This is a genomic window from Roseibium sp. HPY-6, assembly GCF_040530035.1.
Classification (GTDB): Bacteria; Pseudomonadota; Alphaproteobacteria; order Rhizobiales; family Stappiaceae; genus Roseibium.
In genome coordinates, this window is the sequence record NZ_JBEWCD010000004.1 from 265,356 (window position 1) to 285,192 (window position 19,837).

Annotated in this window: 18 protein-coding genes; 8 read left to right on the top strand and 10 right to left on the bottom strand. The window is 50.7% G+C overall.

Annotation, left to right across the window (positions count from 1 at the left end):
- Positions 1 to 473 precede the first annotated feature (473 nt).
- Positions 474 to 938 (top strand): hypothetical protein, encoded by a 465-nt coding sequence (locus tag ABVF61_RS31470; protein WP_353997561.1) that lies wholly within the window; start codon positions 474 to 476, stop codon positions 936 to 938.
- Positions 939 to 1,042: 104 nt separating this feature from the next.
- Positions 1,043 to 1,957: a hypothetical protein gene (locus ABVF61_RS31475; RefSeq protein WP_353997562.1), complete on the top strand. Its 915-nt coding sequence runs from the start codon at positions 1,043 to 1,045 to the stop codon at positions 1,955 to 1,957.
- A 106-nt stretch (positions 1,958 to 2,063) separates the two neighbouring features.
- On the opposite strand, the gene ABVF61_RS31480 is transcribed toward ABVF61_RS31475, so the two are convergent.
- On the bottom strand, positions 2,064 to 3,272 hold the full coding sequence (locus ABVF61_RS31480; protein ID WP_353997563.1) for a site-specific integrase: 1,209 nt from the start codon (positions 3,270 to 3,272) through the stop codon (positions 2,064 to 2,066).
- 178 nt (positions 3,273 to 3,450) lie between these two features.
- Here ABVF61_RS31480 and ABVF61_RS31485 point away from each other — a divergent pair, with 178 nt between their 5' ends.
- Positions 3,451 to 4,566 carry an RHE_PE00001 family protein gene (locus tag ABVF61_RS31485; RefSeq protein WP_353997564.1) on the top strand — a complete coding sequence of 372 codons (1,116 nt, stop codon included), beginning with the start codon at positions 3,451 to 3,453 and terminating at the stop codon, positions 4,564 to 4,566.
- Between the two features lie 450 nt (positions 4,567 to 5,016).
- Here the strand turns inward: ABVF61_RS31485 and ABVF61_RS31490 are convergent, their stop codons facing one another.
- The 5 genes from ABVF61_RS31490 to ABVF61_RS31510 form a co-directional block, all read right to left on the bottom strand.
- Complete coding sequence (locus tag ABVF61_RS31490; protein WP_353997565.1) at positions 5,017 to 7,692, bottom strand: AAA family ATPase; 2,676 nt, start codon at positions 7,690 to 7,692, stop codon at positions 5,017 to 5,019.
- Positions 7,689 to 8,804 carry a metallophosphoesterase family protein gene (locus ABVF61_RS31495; RefSeq protein WP_353997566.1) on the bottom strand — a complete coding sequence of 372 codons (1,116 nt, stop codon included), beginning with the start codon at positions 8,802 to 8,804 and terminating at the stop codon, positions 7,689 to 7,691. The genes ABVF61_RS31490 and ABVF61_RS31495 overlap by 4 nt, the downstream gene beginning before the upstream one ends.
- A gap of 182 nt (positions 8,805 to 8,986) precedes the next feature.
- Positions 8,987 to 9,427, bottom strand: coding sequence for a ubiquitination-like system serine protease family protein (locus ABVF61_RS31500; RefSeq protein WP_353997567.1), 441 nt, complete (start codon positions 9,425 to 9,427; stop codon positions 8,987 to 8,989).
- Positions 9,424 to 10,566, bottom strand: coding sequence for a ThiF family adenylyltransferase (locus tag ABVF61_RS31505; RefSeq protein ID WP_353997568.1), 1,143 nt, complete (start codon positions 10,564 to 10,566; stop codon positions 9,424 to 9,426). Before ABVF61_RS31505 ends, ABVF61_RS31500 begins: the two co-directional genes overlap by 4 nt.
- Positions 10,567 to 10,582: 16 nt before the next feature.
- Complete coding sequence (locus ABVF61_RS31510) at positions 10,583 to 11,245, bottom strand: multiubiquitin domain-containing protein (protein ID WP_353997569.1); 663 nt, start codon at positions 11,243 to 11,245, stop codon at positions 10,583 to 10,585.
- A gap of 159 nt (positions 11,246 to 11,404) precedes the next feature.
- Here ABVF61_RS31510 and ABVF61_RS31515 point away from each other — a divergent pair, with 159 nt between their 5' ends.
- Genes ABVF61_RS31515 through ABVF61_RS31530 form a run of 4 tightly spaced genes read left to right on the top strand, consistent with a single transcriptional unit; the run spans position 11,405 to position 13,744 of the window.
- The gene (locus ABVF61_RS31515; RefSeq protein WP_353997570.1) at positions 11,405 to 11,599 is read left to right on the top strand and encodes a ribbon-helix-helix protein, CopG family; all 195 of its coding nucleotides are present in this window, start codon (positions 11,405 to 11,407) and stop codon (positions 11,597 to 11,599) included.
- A complete protein-coding gene (locus ABVF61_RS31520) occupies positions 11,596 to 12,243 on the top strand; it encodes a hypothetical protein (protein ID WP_353997571.1) in 648 nt (215 codons plus the stop codon). Before ABVF61_RS31515 ends, ABVF61_RS31520 begins: the two co-directional genes overlap by 4 nt.
- A gap of 16 nt (positions 12,244 to 12,259) precedes the next feature.
- Positions 12,260 to 12,787, top strand: coding sequence for a helix-turn-helix domain-containing protein (locus tag ABVF61_RS31525; protein ID WP_353997572.1), 528 nt, complete (start codon positions 12,260 to 12,262; stop codon positions 12,785 to 12,787).
- Between the two features lie 3 nt (positions 12,788 to 12,790).
- The gene (locus tag ABVF61_RS31530) at positions 12,791 to 13,744 is read left to right on the top strand and encodes an ImmA/IrrE family metallo-endopeptidase (RefSeq protein ID WP_353997573.1); all 954 of its coding nucleotides are present in this window, start codon (positions 12,791 to 12,793) and stop codon (positions 13,742 to 13,744) included.
- Between the two features lie 208 nt (positions 13,745 to 13,952).
- Here the strand turns inward: ABVF61_RS31530 and ABVF61_RS31535 are convergent, their stop codons facing one another.
- The 3 genes from ABVF61_RS31535 to ABVF61_RS31545 form a co-directional block, all read right to left on the bottom strand.
- Positions 13,953 to 14,432 carry a hypothetical protein gene (locus tag ABVF61_RS31535; protein ID WP_353997574.1) on the bottom strand — a complete coding sequence of 160 codons (480 nt, stop codon included), beginning with the start codon at positions 14,430 to 14,432 and terminating at the stop codon, positions 13,953 to 13,955.
- A complete protein-coding gene (locus ABVF61_RS31540; RefSeq protein WP_353997575.1) occupies positions 14,425 to 16,365 on the bottom strand; it encodes an ImmA/IrrE family metallo-endopeptidase in 1,941 nt (646 codons plus the stop codon). The genes ABVF61_RS31535 and ABVF61_RS31540 overlap by 8 nt, the downstream gene beginning before the upstream one ends.
- Before the next feature lie 349 nt (positions 16,366 to 16,714).
- A complete protein-coding gene (locus ABVF61_RS31545) occupies positions 16,715 to 17,656 on the bottom strand; it encodes a tyrosine-type recombinase/integrase (RefSeq protein ID WP_353997576.1) in 942 nt (313 codons plus the stop codon).
- A 226-nt stretch (positions 17,657 to 17,882) separates the two neighbouring features.
- Here ABVF61_RS31545 and ABVF61_RS31550 point away from each other — a divergent pair, with 226 nt between their 5' ends.
- Entirely contained in the window at positions 17,883 to 18,584 is a 702-nt protein-coding gene (locus tag ABVF61_RS31550; RefSeq protein ID WP_353997577.1) for a hypothetical protein, read from the top strand.
- On the opposite strand, the gene ABVF61_RS31555 is transcribed toward ABVF61_RS31550, so the two are convergent.
- Positions 18,558 to 19,837, bottom strand: a 1,280-nt coding sequence (locus tag ABVF61_RS31555) for a glycosyltransferase family 4 protein (protein WP_353997578.1), incomplete at its 5' end; no start/stop codon positions are given. The two genes, ABVF61_RS31550 and ABVF61_RS31555, sit on opposite strands and share 27 nt — an antisense overlap.

Here is a 19,837-nt window from a genome sequence, read left to right on the forward strand (position 1 = left end):
GGTGGCACAGGGGAGGGGAGGGCTGTTCGGCTGATCCGGATCGCTTGGCAGCGGATCCTCGAATTGGACACGGTCAATACGGCGTCCCGCAATTTCAGAAAGGCGCCGGCCGCCAGAAGCGAAGTCGAACGTCTAAAGGGTCCGATCGTACGTACTAACAGTTCAAAACTTGAAGGGCCGCTGGTGGTACGAGCACCACGCGCTTGTATAGAACAATCGCCCTAAATTACGCGGCCATCCTGACAAAACCTTTCTGAACGCAGCCACTATTAAAGTGCACACTCAGCACCGGTCGGGTAGCGCCGTCCTCATCCACGCAAGTAAAAAATCGCACCCGAATGAGACAAAGTGGTCAATAAGTCTTTGATTGAAAATAGCAGGTTATTTGTTCCCTTCATTTTCACCTTAAAGTTGATATAACCTAGAGTTGTTAAAGAAGTTGATCAAATCCTTTATAAAATTCGGAGATCGAAATGGCTATATCACTGCGAGTTGTTGGAATTTTTTACCGTTCTGACGTAGAGTTGCCATCAGGCGGATCTGTAAAAGACGTACTTGATGCGGCAAGTGCGCAAATCACACCCGGCAATTCTTTTTCGTATTCAACTGTCACGACAAATGGAATGACCTCTCCCAACATGTTTCGCGCATTTTATGAGGCGTCGTTCAAAAGCGGGTCCAGCGGTATTGAATACCCGAGCGGTGAATACATGCTCGCGGAAGACCTTTTGGCGCGACCGGCATACTCGGTTTGGCAATACTATATTTTTGACGCAGATGGGAAATTTATAAATCGCGACAAAGGTTTCGTACCGTTTGACGACAGTGCCAACGCCAGAGTTGAGGACGGGCAGTCCGTAACATGGCGACTTGTAAACGTCCTTGCCGAGCCAACCACACGCACAGCGCCTAGATTGGTTCGCGCTTTGACTTCCTAAAGTTGCAACCCTGTCTTTAGAAGCAGCACTTAGTGGGCGCAATGCGCTTACTGAGTGCTCAATTTATTGCTGCAATTTTAAATTGATTGGAACCGTCATTAGATATGCTTGGTGATTTTTGGGATGTTTTGACAAACGCGGTTATGTTGGTCGGGGTTGGAGTAACAGCCGACACTCTTGTCAGAAACTCGATAAGACAAAAGTACTCCGAGCTCACATTTCAGTATAGGGAAAATTTTGTTTCAGAATCTGCTCAGGTTATTGTTGACTTGTTTTCAATCGTTTTTGAGGGAAAAAACGGTCGTATTTCGATTCTGCGATCATTGCTTGCTTCGTTGGTTTTGTTCCTTACGCTTTCAGTTATTGTTTCTAGTGTTGCTGGTCGAAGTTTAGTTCAGCTCTTCACAAATGCGTCTCCTGAAAACTTGATTGGTCTTGGTGCGGTCATTGTTGCCAACGGAATTGGTGACTACCTGTCGCTGATTCAGACTAAGTTCTTTATGAAGAAACTGATTGGATCGAACCGAATTGTTCAATTGATTGGTTTGTTAGTCGATATCGTGCTCACGTTCATCATTATCGCAGGTTTCATAGCGATATTCTTTTGGACCCTTGCAAAGATAGATGGACGAACAAGTTGGGAAGGTTGGAGGCCAATTCTTTGGCAGATGTGTCACCAAGCAAACTCTACGTTTATCGTATTCGCAGAAAACCCTAAGGACTATCTCGAGACTTGTTCGCCGATTATGCGAAGCGATCCAAATATATCCGGCCCAGCTCCGAATTTTGAGCACATTTTCAATGCGACCGCGCTCTTGACAACATTCGCAACAACCGCATGGCTATTGTTGTTTTTTGTAGCGCAAGTCTGTTTGGGCCCGCTTCGTTTTTTGTTTGCAAAGTTCACCAAAAGCATTACCAAACATATCAACTACAAACGATTTCCGTTCTCTATTACATCGTTGTTTTTCGGTCTTTTTTATCTTGTACTGGCGCTCTTATCGACATTGTTGACTTGATGACGCTTTGCCCCACTCTGACACCGTGCCTTGTAAAAAAGCGCCAGTCAATCGACGCCTGCGACGCCGAAGCAATCCGCCCCAAGGGAACCTCCAAGCGCTTCCGCTATGCAATAAGCCTTGCCGACTTCCGTTTCCCATTGTTCGCCTCGTTGTAGTAGGCTGACGCTTGGGCAAGTGATCGGTGCCGCGACTGTTGCATGGCGTCCTGGAGCGGAATCCCCTGATTGGCCGCCTCCGTCAGAAACCCGGACCGCAGACCATGAGCACTGAACTCTGCAGGATCCAAACCCGCATCGGCACAGCGCTTCTTCAAAATCGCATTGACAGACTGAGATGACAATGGCCTCGCCTTAAGGTTCCCCCATTGATCGATCGCCCGGAAGACGGGACCGTCTTCAATCCCGGCGGCGTCCAGCCAGGCTTGCAGGGCATCAACCGGCCTACCGAGCAGCAAGACATGATTGTCATCTTGAGAGGCATCTTCCGTCTTTGTGCGGCCAAGACGGATGGTCGCACAGGGCAGGAGAGGGCTGTCCGGCTGATCCGGATCGCTTGGCACCGGCTCCTCAAACTGAATACGATCCATACGAAGCCCGGCAATTTCAGAACGGCGCCGGCCGCCAGAGGCGAAGCCGAGCAGCAAAACCGCGCGATCGCGCACATCCATAAGCGATGGCTTCTGGACCTCCGATCCTTCGCAGGTTGCCAAAAGCTGTTTCAGAACATCGGCCGTGACGGCTTTTTTGCTTTTCCGGACCCTTGGCCGGTCCGCAGTTCGAACGGCCAGTCGCTTGGCCGATCGAATTTGCGGCGACGAAAACGCGCCGTCCAGGCCGCGCCAGCGGTGCAATGTCGACCAGGTCGCCAACCGTCGTTCCACGGTCGCCGGCGCATGCGGCCGCCGGAGGCGGTCTGACTTTGGCGCTTTCAAGACTCTCAGCCTCTCGAGTTCTTTGGCAACTTCATCCGGCATGCCGTGCGCCGGATCAATTTTTCTCTTCTCCGGGTCCCATAGATGATGTGCCAAAAACTTGAGGATCAGAGATTCCGGCGCGGGCCAGGGCAGGGGAGCGCCGGTCGCTGCCTGGCACCAAGCGTCCAGATACGAAAAGTCCGAGGTGAGGGCGCGGAGCGTGTTTTCGCCCATGCCTTCCTTGGCCAGATGCCGGAGAGTGTCGACGTCGTCGTCTGTGAGGAGGTGAGCCAGCTGCTCGCTACGATCGGCCGGCAGGATGGCCGCTAGAGAGTCGAGTTTTTCCAGTTTTCCGGACAAAGCGTCGCTGGCAATGAGTGCAGGTGGGTTTTGAGACATCGTTTTTCGCGGTGCTGGGCTGTATCTGAGCCTCATTATAGCGAGAAGGGCGCTGAAATCAATAACCATCGATAAGGGTTACTTATCGATAGTCATAGACTGTGTTTTTGGTGTATCACTGTACTGAAACTTTTTTGCTATATAGCGTTCATTAAGCAAATCAAGTAACAAAAAATCAATGGCTTACGATCTGACTAAAATTCCGGTTCGCGCCCTGCTGCAGCCCATCGCCGAGGCAACCGCCGCACTCGTCCGCCTCGACGAGCGCCTCAAAAATTCACCACTCGGGCCCGGGTGCCTCGAACGGCTGCACTTCGTTGACGCCTGCGCCTCGCTCTGGATCGACGGCGAACTGGTTCATATGGAAGACCTGGTGCTGCACGATGCGTCCCGGGACATTCGCTCGCCAACCCATGAGCTGACCATTGCCCACGCGGTGTTGCGCGCTCGCAAAAAGATCTTGCGCCATCCACCTACTTGGGCCCTCAGCCCTGAGGGGTTTTTGGCGCTGCGCGGTGCCGAGGATTTCCAGGAAAAAGAAGAAGAGGGGAGGGGGGGCACCGAAGTTTCGACGCACTCGGATCCGCAGGTCGAAACGGCATCTGATCAGGTCGATCCGCTGGCGCAGGACCTGGCAGCCCTGGACGCGGTGCTCGAACGCAGCACGGCGATTCTGTCCGGCGCACCTGTTCCCCAGCGTGAATCCCCATGGCAACGTGCTGAAATCGTCTACGATCCGGACTGGAATGAAGAAGACCGTTTGGCCGAATGGCGGGAGGTTCTGCGCAGAACAGAAAACATGCCGCCCGTTCTGCGCGCTGTCCTTTTGCTCGACGCCTGGAATTTTTTGGATGTTCTGGAGCGCACGCCCTGGCTTGGCCGGCTTCTGGCCGCCAGCAGTCTGTTGGAAGCAGGCCTGACATCCGCAGGACATCTGGCGACGGTAAATCTCGGTCTGAAGCTGATCGAGCGGGACAAGAGAACCAGCAGAAATCTGGAGACCCGGCTAACGGCGCTCTTATCCGCGCTGACCGCTGCGGCCGAGTTCGGGCTCAAGGAACACGACAAGCTTGTGCTTGCGAGGCAGACTTTGGAGTATCGATTGAAAGGCCGGCGACGATCGTCAAAGCTGCCGGCGCTCGTCGATCTGGTGCTGTCGCGACCAATGGTGTCGGCCAGCATGATTGCAAAGGAGATAGGCGTGACGCCGCAGGCCGCGCTACGCCTTGTTGAGGAGCTGAATTTGCGAGAGCTCACAGGCAGGGGGCGGTTCAGGGTCTGGGGAATCGTTTAGACAAATTGCCTCGGCATTCGACGTCTACTTCGCGCCGACACTTCGGAAATTTGGTGCTTTCCGGCCCATCCCCAAAAGCATACGTTTCTTGAAGCTCGAGTAAGGGTCTGGGAAGGGCGGCAAGCGGACCTTCGTTGCACTCGGGGCGAAGGACCGCTTAGCGGGACAGAGCTGCTGGAGTTCATCCGAACACCCATTACTTCGGTTGCAGGATCCCCGCCCTTGTAAAAGCGCGCGACGTAATCGACATCGGCCGCGTCCACCTCAGCCTCCAAAGCCGCGACAAGGGTAGGGACGCCATATGGGGCTCACGATGTACTCCCAAAACAGCCTCCATTCCCAAGTACGCAATGGGCATGAAATCCGACATAAGGACAAACGTGTAAATGTGAGGCGTCCTGAAAAAAGCTGCGGGTTCGCTGAACAGCGACCATGGCTGCACTGTAGTGATCAGGCGACAGTGCAGCGATCTTCGGCTTTTTCATCGGCTTCAGTGATGAAAGCCCGCTCTCCACCAAGGTCGGAGAACGCCCGCGTGCGACAACTCAGAACGATGATTTGCTGATCCCGCGCAACCTGGGCCAGCATATTGAACATCGTTGAAATGCGTTCGTCATCCGTGTGGACGATGGCGTCATCGAGAATAATGGGAACATGACTGCCTTGTTTCGCGAATAGTTTCGCAAAGGCAAGCCTCGTTAGGACAGCAATCTGTTCAAATGCGCCACCTGAAAGAACATCTACCCTGTCCGTCACGCCGTTCCGGGTGATCGTCTCAATCAGCAGTCTTTCAGCATCGATCTGGAACTCGGCACCCGCGTGCAGTTGGCGCAATAAAGGCAGCAGTTCGTTCCGGATCGGCTCAAAATAGGTCTCCTGCGCGTCCGCCCTGGCCGCCTCGAGGTGATTGACCAGCAATTTTAACGCCTTTGCGTGGCTAGCGAATTGCGTTGCCCTGTCCTCGGCGCGCGCAAGCTTGCCTGTGACTTCAGCGAGCTGTTCCTCAACAGCACCCTCTGACTGTGTTTGGATTGCCCCATTTAGTCGAGCAAGTTCCTTTTCGTGCCGATTGATCTCCTTCGCGTCTTGCTCGTCTGCCTTCTGCACCCGTTCATACGCAGCCTTTGCGGCAGTAAGATCGGGAGCGCTCTCTCGGAGGACCTTGAGTGCCTCGCGTACCTCTGCCACTTTTTTCGCCTTATCAATCTTGGACTTGTTGAGCGTCTGAAGCTGTTGTTCTTCATCAGCCGGAGCAACAAGCTCTGCCTTGTCCGTACGCAACCTTTTCAGAAGAACTGCTTCTTCTGTCAGGGCTCCGGTTACTTCGGTCAGATAGCGTTGTAACGCCGGTAGTCCGTTGCGAAGCTCATCCAATTCGTCTTCAAGGTCCGCGATCGCCTTCTCGATCGCCTCTGAAGTGGGCTCTCCATCTATTAAATCATCGGACACCGCTGGTGCCGTTTTTTCGGTCGGGTGCCCAAGCTCCGAGCAAAGTTTACGCCACTCCATTTCAAGCACTTCCACGCCATCAGGCGCCATCGCCCGCACTTGCGCTTGTGCAGTCTGTTTTTCCTGCGAAGCCCTTTGACGCGCTTCATGGGCCTTCCATGCTGCCTTAACGTCATCCAAACCAAGTGTACTCAGACCTGTTTCCAATTCCTCTTGCAAGGCATCGGGATTTTCGAGCCCCTGTCCCGAACCTTCGGCAGGTCGCAAAAAGATCGAACCAAATCCCGGTAAAGACACATCCAGGGGGTGGTCGATGAGGCACGGCTCGCCGTTTGGAAGCTCTGTTCCCTCGATGCTCGCCGTTGACTGATCCCCTTTAACGACAAAGCTGGAGAAGTGAATCTTTCGCTTTTCGATAGCAATGTCGCGCCGCCGCTCCAGGTCGGACAACCTGTCCACAACAGCCTTTGTCACTTCGACACCCTGCAAGATGTCCTCGGCCTCTTCGAGCCGCTTTCTTGGTTCCTGCAATTGCTGTCGAAGATCATAAAGTGCTGACAGTCGTTTCCGTTTAGCCTTCTTGCGCTCGGTCTGTCTTGCCAACGCTAGAGAATCAATTTGTGTGCGTCGCTCTCCCTCTTTATGTGAGATAACATCCTGCGCCTTATTTAAGGCGTCTTGAGCCTCGGATCTTAAATGGGTCGCTGCGCTGACAGCGTGTTCCTTTTCCTCGATCGCTTCTGCAACGGATTCGCGTCGCTTTTGCACGTCGGTGATAATCGCGATATCGCGGTCAAGATCCCGCTCCTCACCCAGCAAGAGCTGAAGATCTTTATCGATGTCCTGAATTTCCCGGTCGTGTTCACGCGCCGCATCCAGCGCCTCAGCTGCGTCCTCAATTTCGCCTTTTCGCTGCTGTCGCAATTCCGGATCGTGGAGTTCATGCAGGCGAGCCGTAACGCGCTTCTTCATATCGAGATCGTGCCTTAATGCATCTACGGACCGAGCTAGCTTCTCTCGCTCTTCACGAAGAAGCTCCACCCGGTCTTCTGCCTCTTTCCACCGGCTGCCGGCCTTCGGCTTGTCCTGCTTGGTACTGATGGCATCAAACTCTTGCTTGCACCGCTGTAGAATGTTGTCCATCTGTCGTCCGCCGGTGATGGCATCAATCTGACCACGAACACTGGACATCACGTCCCGCCGTGCATCAATGCCTTCCGCTGCGTTCTTCGCGTCAGCATCCACCCCGACAGTACCCTGCCGTACCCAAAGAAGCCCAACAGGGCCCTTTTTCGTGGTCAGGATGTTCTGTTGGATCCACTGCTCTGCATCGTCTGCCTGTTTGAGGACCGTGCCGGTGGCCAGGGCGGTGATCATCGCCGACGAACCCGCCTTCTTCAGGTTGAAGACCTTTTCAATCAGGTATTCCGCGCCGTCGATTTCGACCTCGGCTGAGATCCGCATCGCTCCACCCGAATAGGGTTGCATCTCTTTCAGCTCTCGTTTCCCGGATCCGTAGTCATGAAAAAACAATGCGTGAAGCGCATCGAAGAACGTGCTTTTCCCGCTTTCGTTTTCCGCAGTTATCGTCGTCAGGCCGTCTCCAAACGGGCCGAGGATAGCCGTCTTGCCGGCGAAGCGACGAACATTTCGAAGCGTCAATTTGCGGAGCTTCACTTCGTCACCTCTTGCGCCAGGTGGAAAAGGTGCGAAAGGGCCAACCGCGCGATGCGGGCATCATTTTCTGTTCGCCCCTCGATAGAGGTCTCGGCGAAAATATTTTCTGCGGCCACTCGCAACGCACCGCCTTCCGCGATCAGGTTCAAATCATGGGCATTCTGCTCGATCCCCACATTCCTTAGATTGGCTTCGAAAAAGTGGAAATCGTCCGCGACTTTGTCGCAAGCCTCTCGCAGAGCGGCGAGTTCAGACAGTCCCAGACGCCCTGTTCCGACGAAACGCACAAGCACAAGCTCGCGATCGAACTTGGGGAGCGTCTCTTCCAGGACTTCGACGGGGTCGCTGCCGGCAAAGAAGTCCGTTTCAATTCGATGCCATTGGTACTGTCCAATGGGAACTTGCTCAACTCGCGGCGCTTCACCGGGCGCATCGACTTCTACCAGCAAAACTCCGGCTGCCGCTTGCCCCTTAAACCCATCCGCTTCCGGTGCTCCTGAATACCAGGTGCGTGGGCCAATGCGCATTTGACCGTGCCAGTCGCCGAGGGCGAGATAATCCAAATCTGACTGTTCGGCTCGATCGGGAGGTATCGTCGCAAGCCCACCATCCTCTGATCCGAAATCGGTCACGCCACCATGTGCGAGGCCAATTCGGATCCGATTGCCGGTGTCGGCGGAACCCATCCAATCGGTCAGATCGTATCCTGGAGCCTTGACCGATGGCGGTGCTGGGAGGATTGCCACGTCTTGCCCGATATCAATCACCTCTGCGTAGGTTGCCAGAATGACATTGTCCGGCTTGTCCCGCTCAATGCGTTCCCAAAGGTCGACCGCAGCAAGGGAGTCATGATTTCCAGGCATCCAGACCCAGGTCACATCCGGAAAAGAAGCCATTGCGTCCAAGACGCGTTTCACAAGCCTAGAAGGTGGCGCGCCAGCGTCGAAGGTATCACCTGCAACGACGACAAAATCCGCACCACGGTTTACGGCAAGCTCACCGGTTGAACGCAAAGCCTCCAGACGGGCGGCTTTCAATGCCGCGCGCGTGTCTTCGTCAAAGTTTCCGAAGGGTTTGCCAAGATGAAAGTCTGCCGCATGTACGAAGCGCATTTGGAAACAACTCCTGATAATCCATGGGCCACAGTGCCTTCGCAGCGAAAAGTTGTAAACAACTGCAACTTTCGCTCGTCATCAAAACTTTGGCGTTCCTCAATCTACTGGCCGTGCGGAGTAACCGACGTTCCGATTAAGTTAGTTTGGATGAGATTGAGCGGATCGGCATCTAAAAGCTTTCACCGCTGGAACCAGCAAATAATGCGGCTCAAAAGAGAACCACTATTTAATCGTTCGACAGCAGGTGACGCGGAATTCGTATCATCTTTGGCCACAGTTTGCATCTGATGACGCTTTCGGCGTCGGTCTGCTTCTCGTCCTAGTTGAATTTGCTCGTCGCTCCAAGCACCAGCCCACCGAATACGCCCATCGCGGACAACGTAGTGCGAGCGGCAGGGCAATGACCAACTACCGATCGAGGGATGCAATGATACGGTTTGCCCGTTGAAAGTCATTTTCCAATCATTGGGGGACAATGGAGTGACGACTTTTCGACCGCACCCGCAAGCGCATAAATGAAGGACCGTCGCATACTCAAACGAGACATAAAGAATCCCGGATTCAAGTTCGCGGGGCGCACTTTTTACGAAGCGGTGCTCCAGTCGATCAATCTTCGTCACGCCATATCCTCACTAAGAATGTGGTTGTCGGCCACGCGAAAGATCGAATGAAACTCGTGCTCAGTATCGCGGTAAAAACCACAGAGCTGCTTCCACTGGATTACGGCATGTGCCGCATTGACCATGTTTAGTTCACTGACCTGGATGTTTCGCGCATATTCGTTGTTGCCCGCTGCATGACGCATCGGGATACGACATCGCTTATGGACATGAGCGCGATTTGCAGGCGTACTCGTTGTTGTCCGGACAGCAGCGGTGAGCCCTTCGTCAACCAAGTTTACACCTATTCCTACGTCAATGAATGACGCCTCAAAGCCTTCCAGGCCCGCAATTATTGTGGCTTTGACTTCATTTGCATCAAGACAGAGAAATACGATGTCAAACCCTTGGAGCAAGTCGATATTCTCTGATGTAATGAACTCACCATGTGCCACTATTCCGCGATGCATATTTCGGTAAATTGATTGCAGATATTCTACCTTGAGCGGCTGCTCTTTGAGCTGGTGAATAGATGCAGCACCTGGTGCGCGATAAGCATTGTGTTGTTTGAGCACATCACCGTCGAATAAGTGAATTTCGTCGACTGGCGTCTTCGCTACCAAGTCGAGCAGATAGGAACCGGTTCCACCCAATCCGACGATTGCGACCCTTTGACCTGCAAGTTTTCGACTGACGGCACTAATTCCAGAGCGACCAGATGCATTGTCAAAATAGACGAAGGGCGAATCGTCTGACATTTCGATTACCCGAAAGCTCTTGGGCGTTGATGTTGGATCCAGCGCAGCTGCTTGGTTACTCAAAATTGCTGCGTACGTTGACATCTTTTCGTAGTAGTCGGTGTAGAACCCTCTCTTTGGCTTGCTTGAAAAGCGGTGATTAACAACCCAGCGACCAGCAATGTTTTCGTCTCGAGTTGTATTTCGGATCGTTTCAAGTGGACGACCGTTGCGATCACATGGATATTCACCCGCGAACATAATCACATGGTCACTGACCCGAAGGGTCGTTTCAGCAAACGATCCTTCGAGTGTGCTAACCAGAGTTCCCTTCTTTACGGCGCCAGATGAGTTTACATATGGCACGTTGTAAAGAACGAGATGCTGTTGTTCGATTGAGGCCTCATAGCCCTCATCGATCAAGCGTGTGACATCCGCTCTAAGATTTGTCGGTTTCCGAGACATCGAAGATCATCCCTTTCTTCAATTTGACGCTTTCACCGGCAATCAAGGAGCCCTCTGGCTGGTCACGACGCCCTTTGCGATAGCTGACGGTGTATTCAGTGTTTGGAGTTTCTTCGCTGTCAGGAAAAGCGAGCTTGGCCAACTCCTCAAAACTAATCTTTCCCGGCTCGACATACTCTTCTATCGTATTGACAATGATGCAAATTATCGCCGGAAGTCTTGACAAGACCCGTTCGACTCCTTTGCGGCTCAACCTGATGATTTCATCGTCTGCGATTGGCTGATCGCGCTGGCTATCAAGGATCAGTTCGTGATCATCGGGAACACCTGCATAGCGGCGAATGTCCTTGGCAGAGAGCTCTTCAGCACCCCATTCATAGCCACGTTCGTTGATGGTGAGTGAATAGGTGCGATCTCCTTCAAACGAAAGGTAGCGAGCATTCTGCGCCACCCGCAGATCAACCCATTCTTCCAGCCCCAATGAACGAGACGTCGCAGAGCCCAGCTCAATGATCACATAGTCACTTACGGGATTTAGCCCCGCGCTCGACCGGATCATGCGGCCATTAATGATGGGATCGTTGGTACTGATGGTCTGTCCATCAACTTCGAATGCGTAAATTCCGCTTCCTGGCATTTCAACCTCCATTTTAAGTGGCGCATTCATCATATATTTAGTTTACGGCTAATTTCAAGCTATTATTTAGCTATTATTTGATGTTTTTTTATTTGACAAATATGGTGATAATAGCTATAAACTATTGACACGTTGGGGAGACACATCATGAAACGAACAATGACGCTCAATCTTTCGGAAATGGAAATGAGCGTTTTAGAAACAATGTGCGAAGAAAAAGGCCTGTCAAAAACGGCGTTAGTCCGACAGGCTCTGCGGCTTTACAAGTCTGTTGACGAACGGCTTGCGCGCGGTGACAAGATTTTTGTCGAGAATTCGGACAAGTCCGAAAAAGCAGAGTTGATGGTTTTATGAAGAAGCTAATCGACCGCGTTTTTCTGCTGAATCGCACAACGGGACAATACGAAGGCGCAGAGCTTTTTCACGGCTTCGATATGAGCAACCTTTCTCATATCGAGGGGCGGTGGCGTCCCATGTTCGAAGTCCGGCGCAACGAGGCAAAAGAAACAAGACAAACGTTAGCAAGCATTAATGCTGAAGATGCCCACTGGGATTGGGGTAAGAAGGCACTGGCAGCGATCAACGATCCATTTTTGTTCGACTTCTTTGTGCTGGAATGCGGTGGCAACACGCAAGCGATCATGATGACACGAAAAGGTGGCGTCGATTGCTTTAGCCGCCACGTAGAGCATGAACGCAAACCGTTGATTTATGTTGAGTTCCTCGCGACAGCTCCGTGGAATAGACCCGGTTTTGTTGCTGAACCAACCTATAAAGGATCTGGCCGAGTGCTTATAGCGACAGCGGTCAGCTTAAGTCTGGAAGAGGAAATGGGAGGCCGTGTTGGCCTGCATTCACTTCCTGCCGCAGAGCAATTTTACCGAGATGCGATCGGCATGAGCGATCTCGGTTTAGACGAAGAAGGAGTGCATGAGGGGCTACGGTACTTTGAACTTCCGGCGAGCCAGGCTGCAATCTTCTTATCCGTGCAACACTAAACAAGAGGAGTCGACTATGAAGCTTCATTTCACCCATGACTGGCTGCGCAGCCATATTGAAAATGACCCGGATGTTGATTGCGATGCGGGTCTCCCACTTCGCGACACGACTCCGCTGCATCGATTTGTATCAGATCAGACGGAATCCGGTTCAAGTACACCGCAGCAGGCCGACGCTACAACCGGGCAAAAGTCACTTGTGCTACATATGCTCGTCTATCAGTTACGACGCAAAGAGGGCCTGAGCATTGCCAAGCTTGCTGAGCAACTTCGTGTGGATGAGGCAGAACTAAAGCAGGTCGAAACAAATCCATCTTATATTCCAAAACCTAGAACCATCCATCAACTTGCGATACATCTTAAAGTACCCGCAAAAGCGATAGAGCTACTAACGGCTGCCTCAAGTGCGCAAAATGATAACCTCACAGCTGCCGCACATCGCTTTGCGGCCAGATCAGAAGACCTATCGAAGCTAAGCACATCGGAACGCCGAGAGTTTAACGATTTTGTAAAGGTACTGGCTTCGATGGATAAGGATAAATGAGGAATGGCAGTATTAGAGCCAATGATCGGCGACTATGAACGACGTGACATTCATGATCACGTCGCTCGGCTGCTCAGAGACTTGGGCAATCCAGAGCCTCCCCTGCGATTGGAGCAAGTACGGGAGTTGCAGAAACTCGATCTCACCTACTATAGCAAGGCCGATCTTAATCTCTTAGATGAGATCGCACACAAAGCTCGGATGGCTGGCCACGTAATCTCTAGCTCCGCAAAACGTATGGTTGATGTCGTCAGCGAGCATGGCTTGCGCGGAATGCTAATGCTGCAGGAAGGTGACAAACGCATTTTCATTGATGATGATGCTGTGCCACCGCTCAAGCGTCGCTTCATCATTGCTCACGAAATTACTCACGATCTGTTACCGTGGCACCGTTCGCTGCTTCTCGGAGACAACGAGTCAACGCTCAATCCGACCTTTCACCAGACAATGGAGGCTGAAGCCAACTATGGTGGTCGGCACCTAATATTTATGGGTGAACGTTTCCAGCCAGAGGCACTGGACCATACATTTGCTTGGAAGACGATTGATCAGCTCCGAAAGCGCTACGGCAACACGTTGACCACGACGCTCTGGCAAATGGTGTGCGAGCGCGATCCTTTATGCCCTGCGTTTGGTCTAGTCAGCCGCCATCCTTATCACGCTGAAATCTGCGCAAAGGCTGGTGACGAAAAAGTTGCGTATTTCCCGAGGTCAAAGGCACTCATCGAACGTTTTCCTGGTGTGACCACGGAAAGCGCCTATGCAGCTGTTTGTGAACATGCCACAACTCGCAAGAGAGGGCCCGTCGGCGAAGGAGAAAGTGTATTTCTCGATGCCAATCATGATCCGCATTTGTTCGAAATTTCTTGTTTCTCTAACACTTACGACCTTCTGACCTATGGGATTTATAAAGGGCCTTCGAAACGTATTTTTGCCTACAAAAACAGAGCTGCCTAAATGATGAGCGCCGCTGCCAATGCTAGCTTAGCCCGAAATTTTCAGTGATCAACTTTAACTACAAAGAGTTTCTATAGACAAAAAGAGCATAAACTTAATTCATGAGGACAGACCCCATGGTCGTGACCTCCGAGCGGTACCTCCAGATTTTAAATTTGATCGACCTGCGGACAGTTGTTAGTTTCTTTGACCGCTCAAGGAATATTACTCAAGACGTGGTAAGCTTGCTAGTCTTGTCAACTTGTGAAAACAAAGAATCGGCAAGCGTCTCACAGACAAAACCATTTTGCAGACCGACGAGAGTGAGGGCCAATATGCCTGCGAGGGAAATATTTTCTAGATCGACTGCTTGAAGTAGAACAACATACACAACCGGGGAAGCGAACACACCAATCCAAAAATCGATTTGTTTGAAAGCCCCCCGGAGCACAGACCAAATATTCACTTTGGTCTTCCCCCGCGATCTTGCCGCCTTCAGCTCCTTATAGACAACTCCCAGAAACACGCCGCCAAGTAACGTAACATATCCATAAGTGAGAAAGGCAATTTGAGCCCCAAGACTCGGGGCACCACCATCTGCCAAAAACAGCGGAACGCCGAATACGTAGCGAATGACATAATAGGCCCAAAAGACCAGTCCGAGAATCGCCAGAACACGCGCCATATTAATATTCAGAATCTTACCCACGGTCGCCCTCCCTAAATACCAAAATTCTGTTGCCGTATTTTCGATACAAGATCCAATCTCCCCTCTCGTTAGAAAGAACTTGCTCCATCTGGCTAAACCCTTGACGATTGAGCGGAGCAAGCATCTTCGCGTTAAAATTAATCAGGTAGGCGCCACCCTCAACCAGATTTACAATCATCCTGTTGCCACCTAACAGATGAATACTTCGTATCGATACGATCTGCGCCAAGCGCGGTTCATCTATTGAAGGTGTAAGGTCGACCGCGGCCCAGGCCGCGGCCTTCATATCTCCAGCATCCAACAAGTCAAATTCTCTGAAAAGTGGTGATCCCCTTAGGAAAAATGATTTGCCGGCATCGTCTGTGACAAAAGTTTTGGGAGTGATCCGCGCACCGCGAAAGTTCATACTTTCGGGAAGGGTTACAGGATCAAAATCTAGCCTGTGAACAGATTGCACGTGGAAGGTTTGTGACAGCAAAATGAGAAAAAGAGCGTTTTCCGCAACTACGTGAAGGGCGGGGCTGCCTGCGGCGTCCAAATCAAATCCCACGATACGCAGCGTTGGCTGTGTGGCACGGGCTGCCAACAGGCCGGCGTCCTGAAGCGCGTCACTGGACAACTCTTGAAGATTAAACGCAGCGGTCTCTTTGTTGCGATTGAGCGTTGCAACATGGTCGACACCCTCCACGCAGAAATATACATACACGAACGAGGCAGGCGCTGGCGCTAAGATGATACGCTTCACGCAACTGTTGTCGCCAAACTGTCCGTTGAGAGTTCGTTGACTCAGCACTGCGCCACTTGAATTTCGGATTGCTTCTAAGGTTCCTTCTCGTCGCAGCACCAAAGTCTCGCCTGTCGCGCCAGGCCACGCATAGCGGACCGTGGCTTCGCGCTGCGGAGGCTTGTTTTCTATTCGGATAAGCGTCCCAGGGGAAAGGTCATCAAGATTTCGGGTCAGGACCCCAGTGTTGTCGTTACCAACTATGCTAATGTGTTCATTATCAAGAAATGCGAATTGGAATGGGTGTTCCAGCTCTATTTCAGCCGGCTTTAACTCCATCAGCGCGGCCGTTGCGGACATAATGCTTCTGATGACGCGCAGCTGACGGAGTGCTTCCTGATCATCGAGAATGCGCGCTTCTGCTGCCAACTGATCAAGTAATCGCGACATTCGCCCAAAAAAAGCCGGGTGCGTGTCACTGCGGGACAAGAGAGGAAATGCATTTTCAAAAACTTCTTCAGATAGAAAAGCAATAGCGTATCCTAGATGGTCCGTGAGACGCTGCAGGGATGTTTCTTCTCCATCCAACAGCCCGATCATAGAAGAGACCGGTTCGGGAATACCCGCTTGACGGCGGCTGTCTTCAGAACTGTAAAGAGCGCTGAGTATCTTGATAGCAAAGTCGTCGGCTTCTAATTCTCGCCTGTGCCATAAATCGCCCCAAACCAATATGTCCGGCCAAATAGATCTGTGAAGTTTCCGATGTCCGAATTCGTGCGCGAGAACGAAATAAGCGTAGACTCTCAAAGGCGTGAGCACGCCCGCGGTTAGAGAGTCCGTAGGATCGGCGAACACTCGTTCAGCGCCAAACCGAAAATAGCTAGCGTCAATAAAGATGATGTCACTGTGGGAAACGTAGGCAGCATTCCCGACAGGAAATGGTGTATCTGGAACATCCGAAGTTTCAACAATATAGAGATTTATATGTCGAGCATCATAAGGCGCATTGATCGAAAATGATTTATTCGATCCTGTAACAATTGCCATTTCGCTCAGAAATGCCTCTAGGTTAGATCTTTCATCGGAAGTAACCTCATAGAGGCGGCCATCGTATTGAAGCTGGCGAGCGAGCCGAACACTACCATCCGGTGCATAGAACAGGGAGCCCCCCATAAGAGCAAAGAGGGTGCAAATGAGAAAAAATCGCATTTGTGACAACCAGTTTCTTCAAATGCCCGACTATATCACATCTTCTGGTTTCAATAGAAGTTCGGTTGCTCCAATGAGAGGTGTGTAGCAAAATGCGCCCAGCTCAAAATATGAGCAGTTCTTTCGTCGCCCGCGGGAGGACATACCAGGTCTCTGGTCCAAGTTGATGCCCTCCGCGCGACAATCCGTGTGTTTAGTGTTGTCTGTGTTAGGCAATTAGATCGACCAGTGTTTCTCTACGTGACAGACGCGCAGTGGTAGTTAACTCATTGCAACAGCATTTGATTAATTTGAGCTGTGCTCCGGCCTGTGGACCGGGGCGTGTTTTAGTCAAGCTTTTGAATAATGTTTAATAAGCGTCTACCTTCGCAAGCGTGTCGGCTCCTGCAATAGCTGAACTCAAGGAAATGTCGGATACTTTGGTGTAAACTTCTGTTGTCGCGATGCTTGCATGCCCGAGAAGACGTTGGACAAGTCTTATGTCTACTCCTTCCTCAATGAGCATAGTTGCAGCCGAATGTCGAAAGCGATGAGGTGTGAGATGAGGTTCTATTCGAAGCGACTTGGAAAGTGATTTCAATCTTTTTCGATATGACTGAGAAGTCAATCGACGCCCTCTCGAGTTGGTAAACAGCCACGCATGTGAGCCAGCGACGTCTAGGCGAACCTCCCAGAAATGACGAAAATCTGTCAAAAGATTTTCGTTTGCCACATATACCGTTCGCTCCCTATCACCCTTGCCGCGAACACGAATGCGGCTCGCAGCAGCGGATACATCAATGACTCTCAAAGAAGTGAGTTCTCCAATACGAAGACCAGTTACAACTAAAAGTCTTGTAACCAAACCAGTGATCTGGATCGCCGAGAACTCGTTTGAATTGGCCTGTTTCGTAGTAGGGTCCAACTGCACAATGTGGCGAGCTGATTGAAATACAGCGCTGAGTGTGGGTCGGTCGACTGGCCGCGGCAGTCGTTTCGGCACCTTCATATCCAAACGTAAGCCTTCAAATGGCGACAAGGACTCTGGATCGGCTACTTGAAGCCAGCGAAAGTAAGATCTGAGCGTTACCAACCTTCGACGGATGGTCGCCGGGCTTGAGCCTTGCTCTTCGCGAAGATCACATTGGTAGTTGATGATGTCGGAAGCGCAGACGGGACCGGTCAATTTGACTTTTTGCTTGAACTTCGAAAAGGCAGTCAAATCTTGTCGGTATGCCCTTAAGCTATGTTGGCTTAGCCCCAGTTGTTCGCGGCAATAGAGTTCGAACTCGCTGATTAGAATGTCGCACATGTGTCCTCGCTTCCTATGTCTGGAGCCGTCGCCAAATCCGGCAACTGAAAACCCCAATGCTAGATGCAGAGGATTTCGCTAAAAAATCTTTTGGAACAGCAGCATACAAACAAAAATGCAAGCGAATTTCGTAGTGACTCCTAGCTCATGCAACTATAGAGTGATACCCGAGTTTAACCTAGGCAGACGTTTCGAACGGCTGTCCTACTGATAACCGAGAATTATGATGCTTGATTTGGGAATTTTTGCTGCACCATTGGTCAGCTTCCTTGTCGGCGGGTTCGTAGGTAAAGAATTTTACAGATATCTTGATAAGCCAAAGGTGGTAATCCGAATTCAGCATCAAGTGTTGTTTACGCAACCAGATGGCTTTTTTGTTTCTGTCAGGATTGCCAATGCCGGAAGGACGGCGGCACAAAACTGCAAAGGCACGATCACGCTATTCGGTATCACCGATGAGCAAATCATTGATCCTCAAGAAGGCGCCGTAAATGAGAACCTTCATGAGTATCGCGAAGAAAACTATAAGTTTGAAAACCCGCGCCCTCAGTTCATTACAAAAGGCGCCGATTATAAACCGGTAGACGAACCGCTTTGTTGGGCGGATTTGGGAAACCCTCACCTAGTAGACATAAATCCCGGAACAACCCATAGGCTGGATATCTGTAAATACTTCCAAAGCGCCGATAATAATTATTTTATCTTTCCGTCTGACAGAGGCTGGAGAAAACTCCGTGTTCGTATCAAGGCGGAAGTCATCAAGGGAAGAATACTAATCTGCCCAGCAAATGATTTCCCAACAGCTGTTTACTTCGAGTTATCGGTCGAAGACGATGGGAAACCAAACCTGAAAATGACTAAACCTGGTGCTTTTGAGCGGGTAAAAAATGTATTGTTCCGTTCAAATGCTTTTAGCTCGCAAATCTAGATAATGCTGAGCGTAACGCTTCGCAAATTCATCAAAATCGCTTTTCAGCCTAAATTGCAGTGTTTTTTCAATAGGTGTTTCAGGCTCTAGATATGCGCTTTCGATAGCATCAGCGCATTGAGTAATACTATTTTTTTCAAAGTATTGAATATTGAGCGATCCATACTCGATCTCATGATGAGGTGGAATGTTCGAGAGAACTAGCTTTAGGCCCATAGCTGCGGCCTCCCGAATTGATATGCCGTAGGAACAATACTGTTCCGGCGAAACTAAAATGTCATGGTTTTGGAACTCAACCTCGATACTGTTCGTTTGCTTTATGTGTACTTCGCTTCGCAGGTTAAGTTTATTTAAGCGATTTTGAAGTATTTTTGCTTCACCGATGTACCTGTCGTCAGCGCCGGTAAGGGTTGTATTGAATGACCGACCTCGAGACTTGAGCAAGCCCAGGGCTTCAATTAAAATGTTCTGACCCTTTTGTTGTGGGAATAAACGGGCGGGGAGTAGTATCCTGTTTCCTCGTTTTTGCTTTCTTGAGCCGATGTCTCCAATATTTGTCCAAGGCACACCTATTGGGTTAGGAAACACTTCTTGACCGAAATATTTTGAGTACTCTCTTGCATAGTGTCTTGAAGGGGCGAATGTAAACCTCGGTAGCTTAAGATCTCCGCATTGGATGAATCGGGCCAACTCAGCAAACGCGCCGTCATGCCAAAATGTATCAAGTTCTTCTGGGTTCTCATGAATCGTTAGGATAGCGTTTTGCGGGATATCGTCGAACAATGACGCTGAGAATGTATTCAGATGGACAATGTCAAATGAGTATTCTTGTAATTGTAATCGAACAAATTCATTAAGAGAACGGATGGAATTAATCGTAGAATCTTCTCCATAAAGAATTTCTTTGATTAACTTATTTGGATTATTTTCAAATCCAGTTAGTCTATTCTGATAGATTCTTGGAATACACCCAAAAACGTCGACACCTTCGATTTCAGTTTGATAAGTTGTATTTGAGCAAAGTACGAAAACGTCGAATCCATATCGCTTCAGAGCTTTTGCGGTGTCGATTATGAATCTTTCAGTTCCCCCGACAAAGAGTGTCTTGATCGGCCAGATCGTGTGCAGACAAATTCGCAATGATAATTCTCGGTTATCATTACACGTTGGCATACGGGAATTGGTCTTGACGTCCTGCTTCCGATGATTAGGACCGTTTGACATGAGCATCTTCTCGTAAATTGCCAAGCGGT

Excerpts from the sequence above, each read along its gene's own strand:
- ABVF61_RS31475 (WP_353997562.1), top strand. The coding sequence starts at position 1,043 with ATGCTTGGTGATTTTTGGGATGTTTTGACAAACGCGGTTATGTTGGTC.
- ABVF61_RS31485 (WP_353997564.1), top strand. The coding sequence starts at position 3,451 with ATGGCTTACGATCTGACTAAAATTCCGGTTCGCGCCCTGCTGCAGCCC.
- ABVF61_RS31515 (WP_353997570.1), top strand. The coding sequence starts at position 11,405 with ATGACGCTCAATCTTTCGGAAATGGAAATGAGCGTTTTAGAAACAATG.
- ABVF61_RS31480 (WP_353997563.1), bottom strand. The coding sequence starts at position 3,272 with ATGTCTCAAAACCCACCTGCACTCATTGCCAGCGACGCTTTGTCCGGA.
- ABVF61_RS31545 (WP_353997576.1), bottom strand. The coding sequence starts at position 17,656 with ATGTGCGACATTCTAATCAGCGAGTTCGAACTCTATTGCCGCGAACAA.
- ABVF61_RS31520 (WP_353997571.1), top strand. The coding sequence starts at position 11,596 with ATGAAGAAGCTAATCGACCGCGTTTTTCTGCTGAATCGCACAACGGGA.
- ABVF61_RS31525 (WP_353997572.1), top strand. The coding sequence starts at position 12,260 with ATGAAGCTTCATTTCACCCATGACTGGCTGCGCAGCCATATTGAAAAT.
- ABVF61_RS31550 (WP_353997577.1), top strand. The coding sequence starts at position 17,883 with ATGCTTGATTTGGGAATTTTTGCTGCACCATTGGTCAGCTTCCTTGTC.
- ABVF61_RS31495 (WP_353997566.1), bottom strand. The coding sequence starts at position 8,804 with ATGCGCTTCGTACATGCGGCAGACTTTCATCTTGGCAAACCCTTCGGA.
- ABVF61_RS31540 (WP_353997575.1), bottom strand. The coding sequence starts at position 16,365 with ATGCGATTTTTTCTCATTTGCACCCTCTTTGCTCTTATGGGGGGCTCC.
- ABVF61_RS31470 (WP_353997561.1), top strand. The coding sequence starts at position 474 with ATGGCTATATCACTGCGAGTTGTTGGAATTTTTTACCGTTCTGACGTA.
- ABVF61_RS31530 (WP_353997573.1), top strand. The coding sequence starts at position 12,791 with ATGGCAGTATTAGAGCCAATGATCGGCGACTATGAACGACGTGACATT.
- ABVF61_RS31510 (WP_353997569.1), bottom strand. The coding sequence starts at position 11,245 with ATGCCAGGAAGCGGAATTTACGCATTCGAAGTTGATGGACAGACCATC.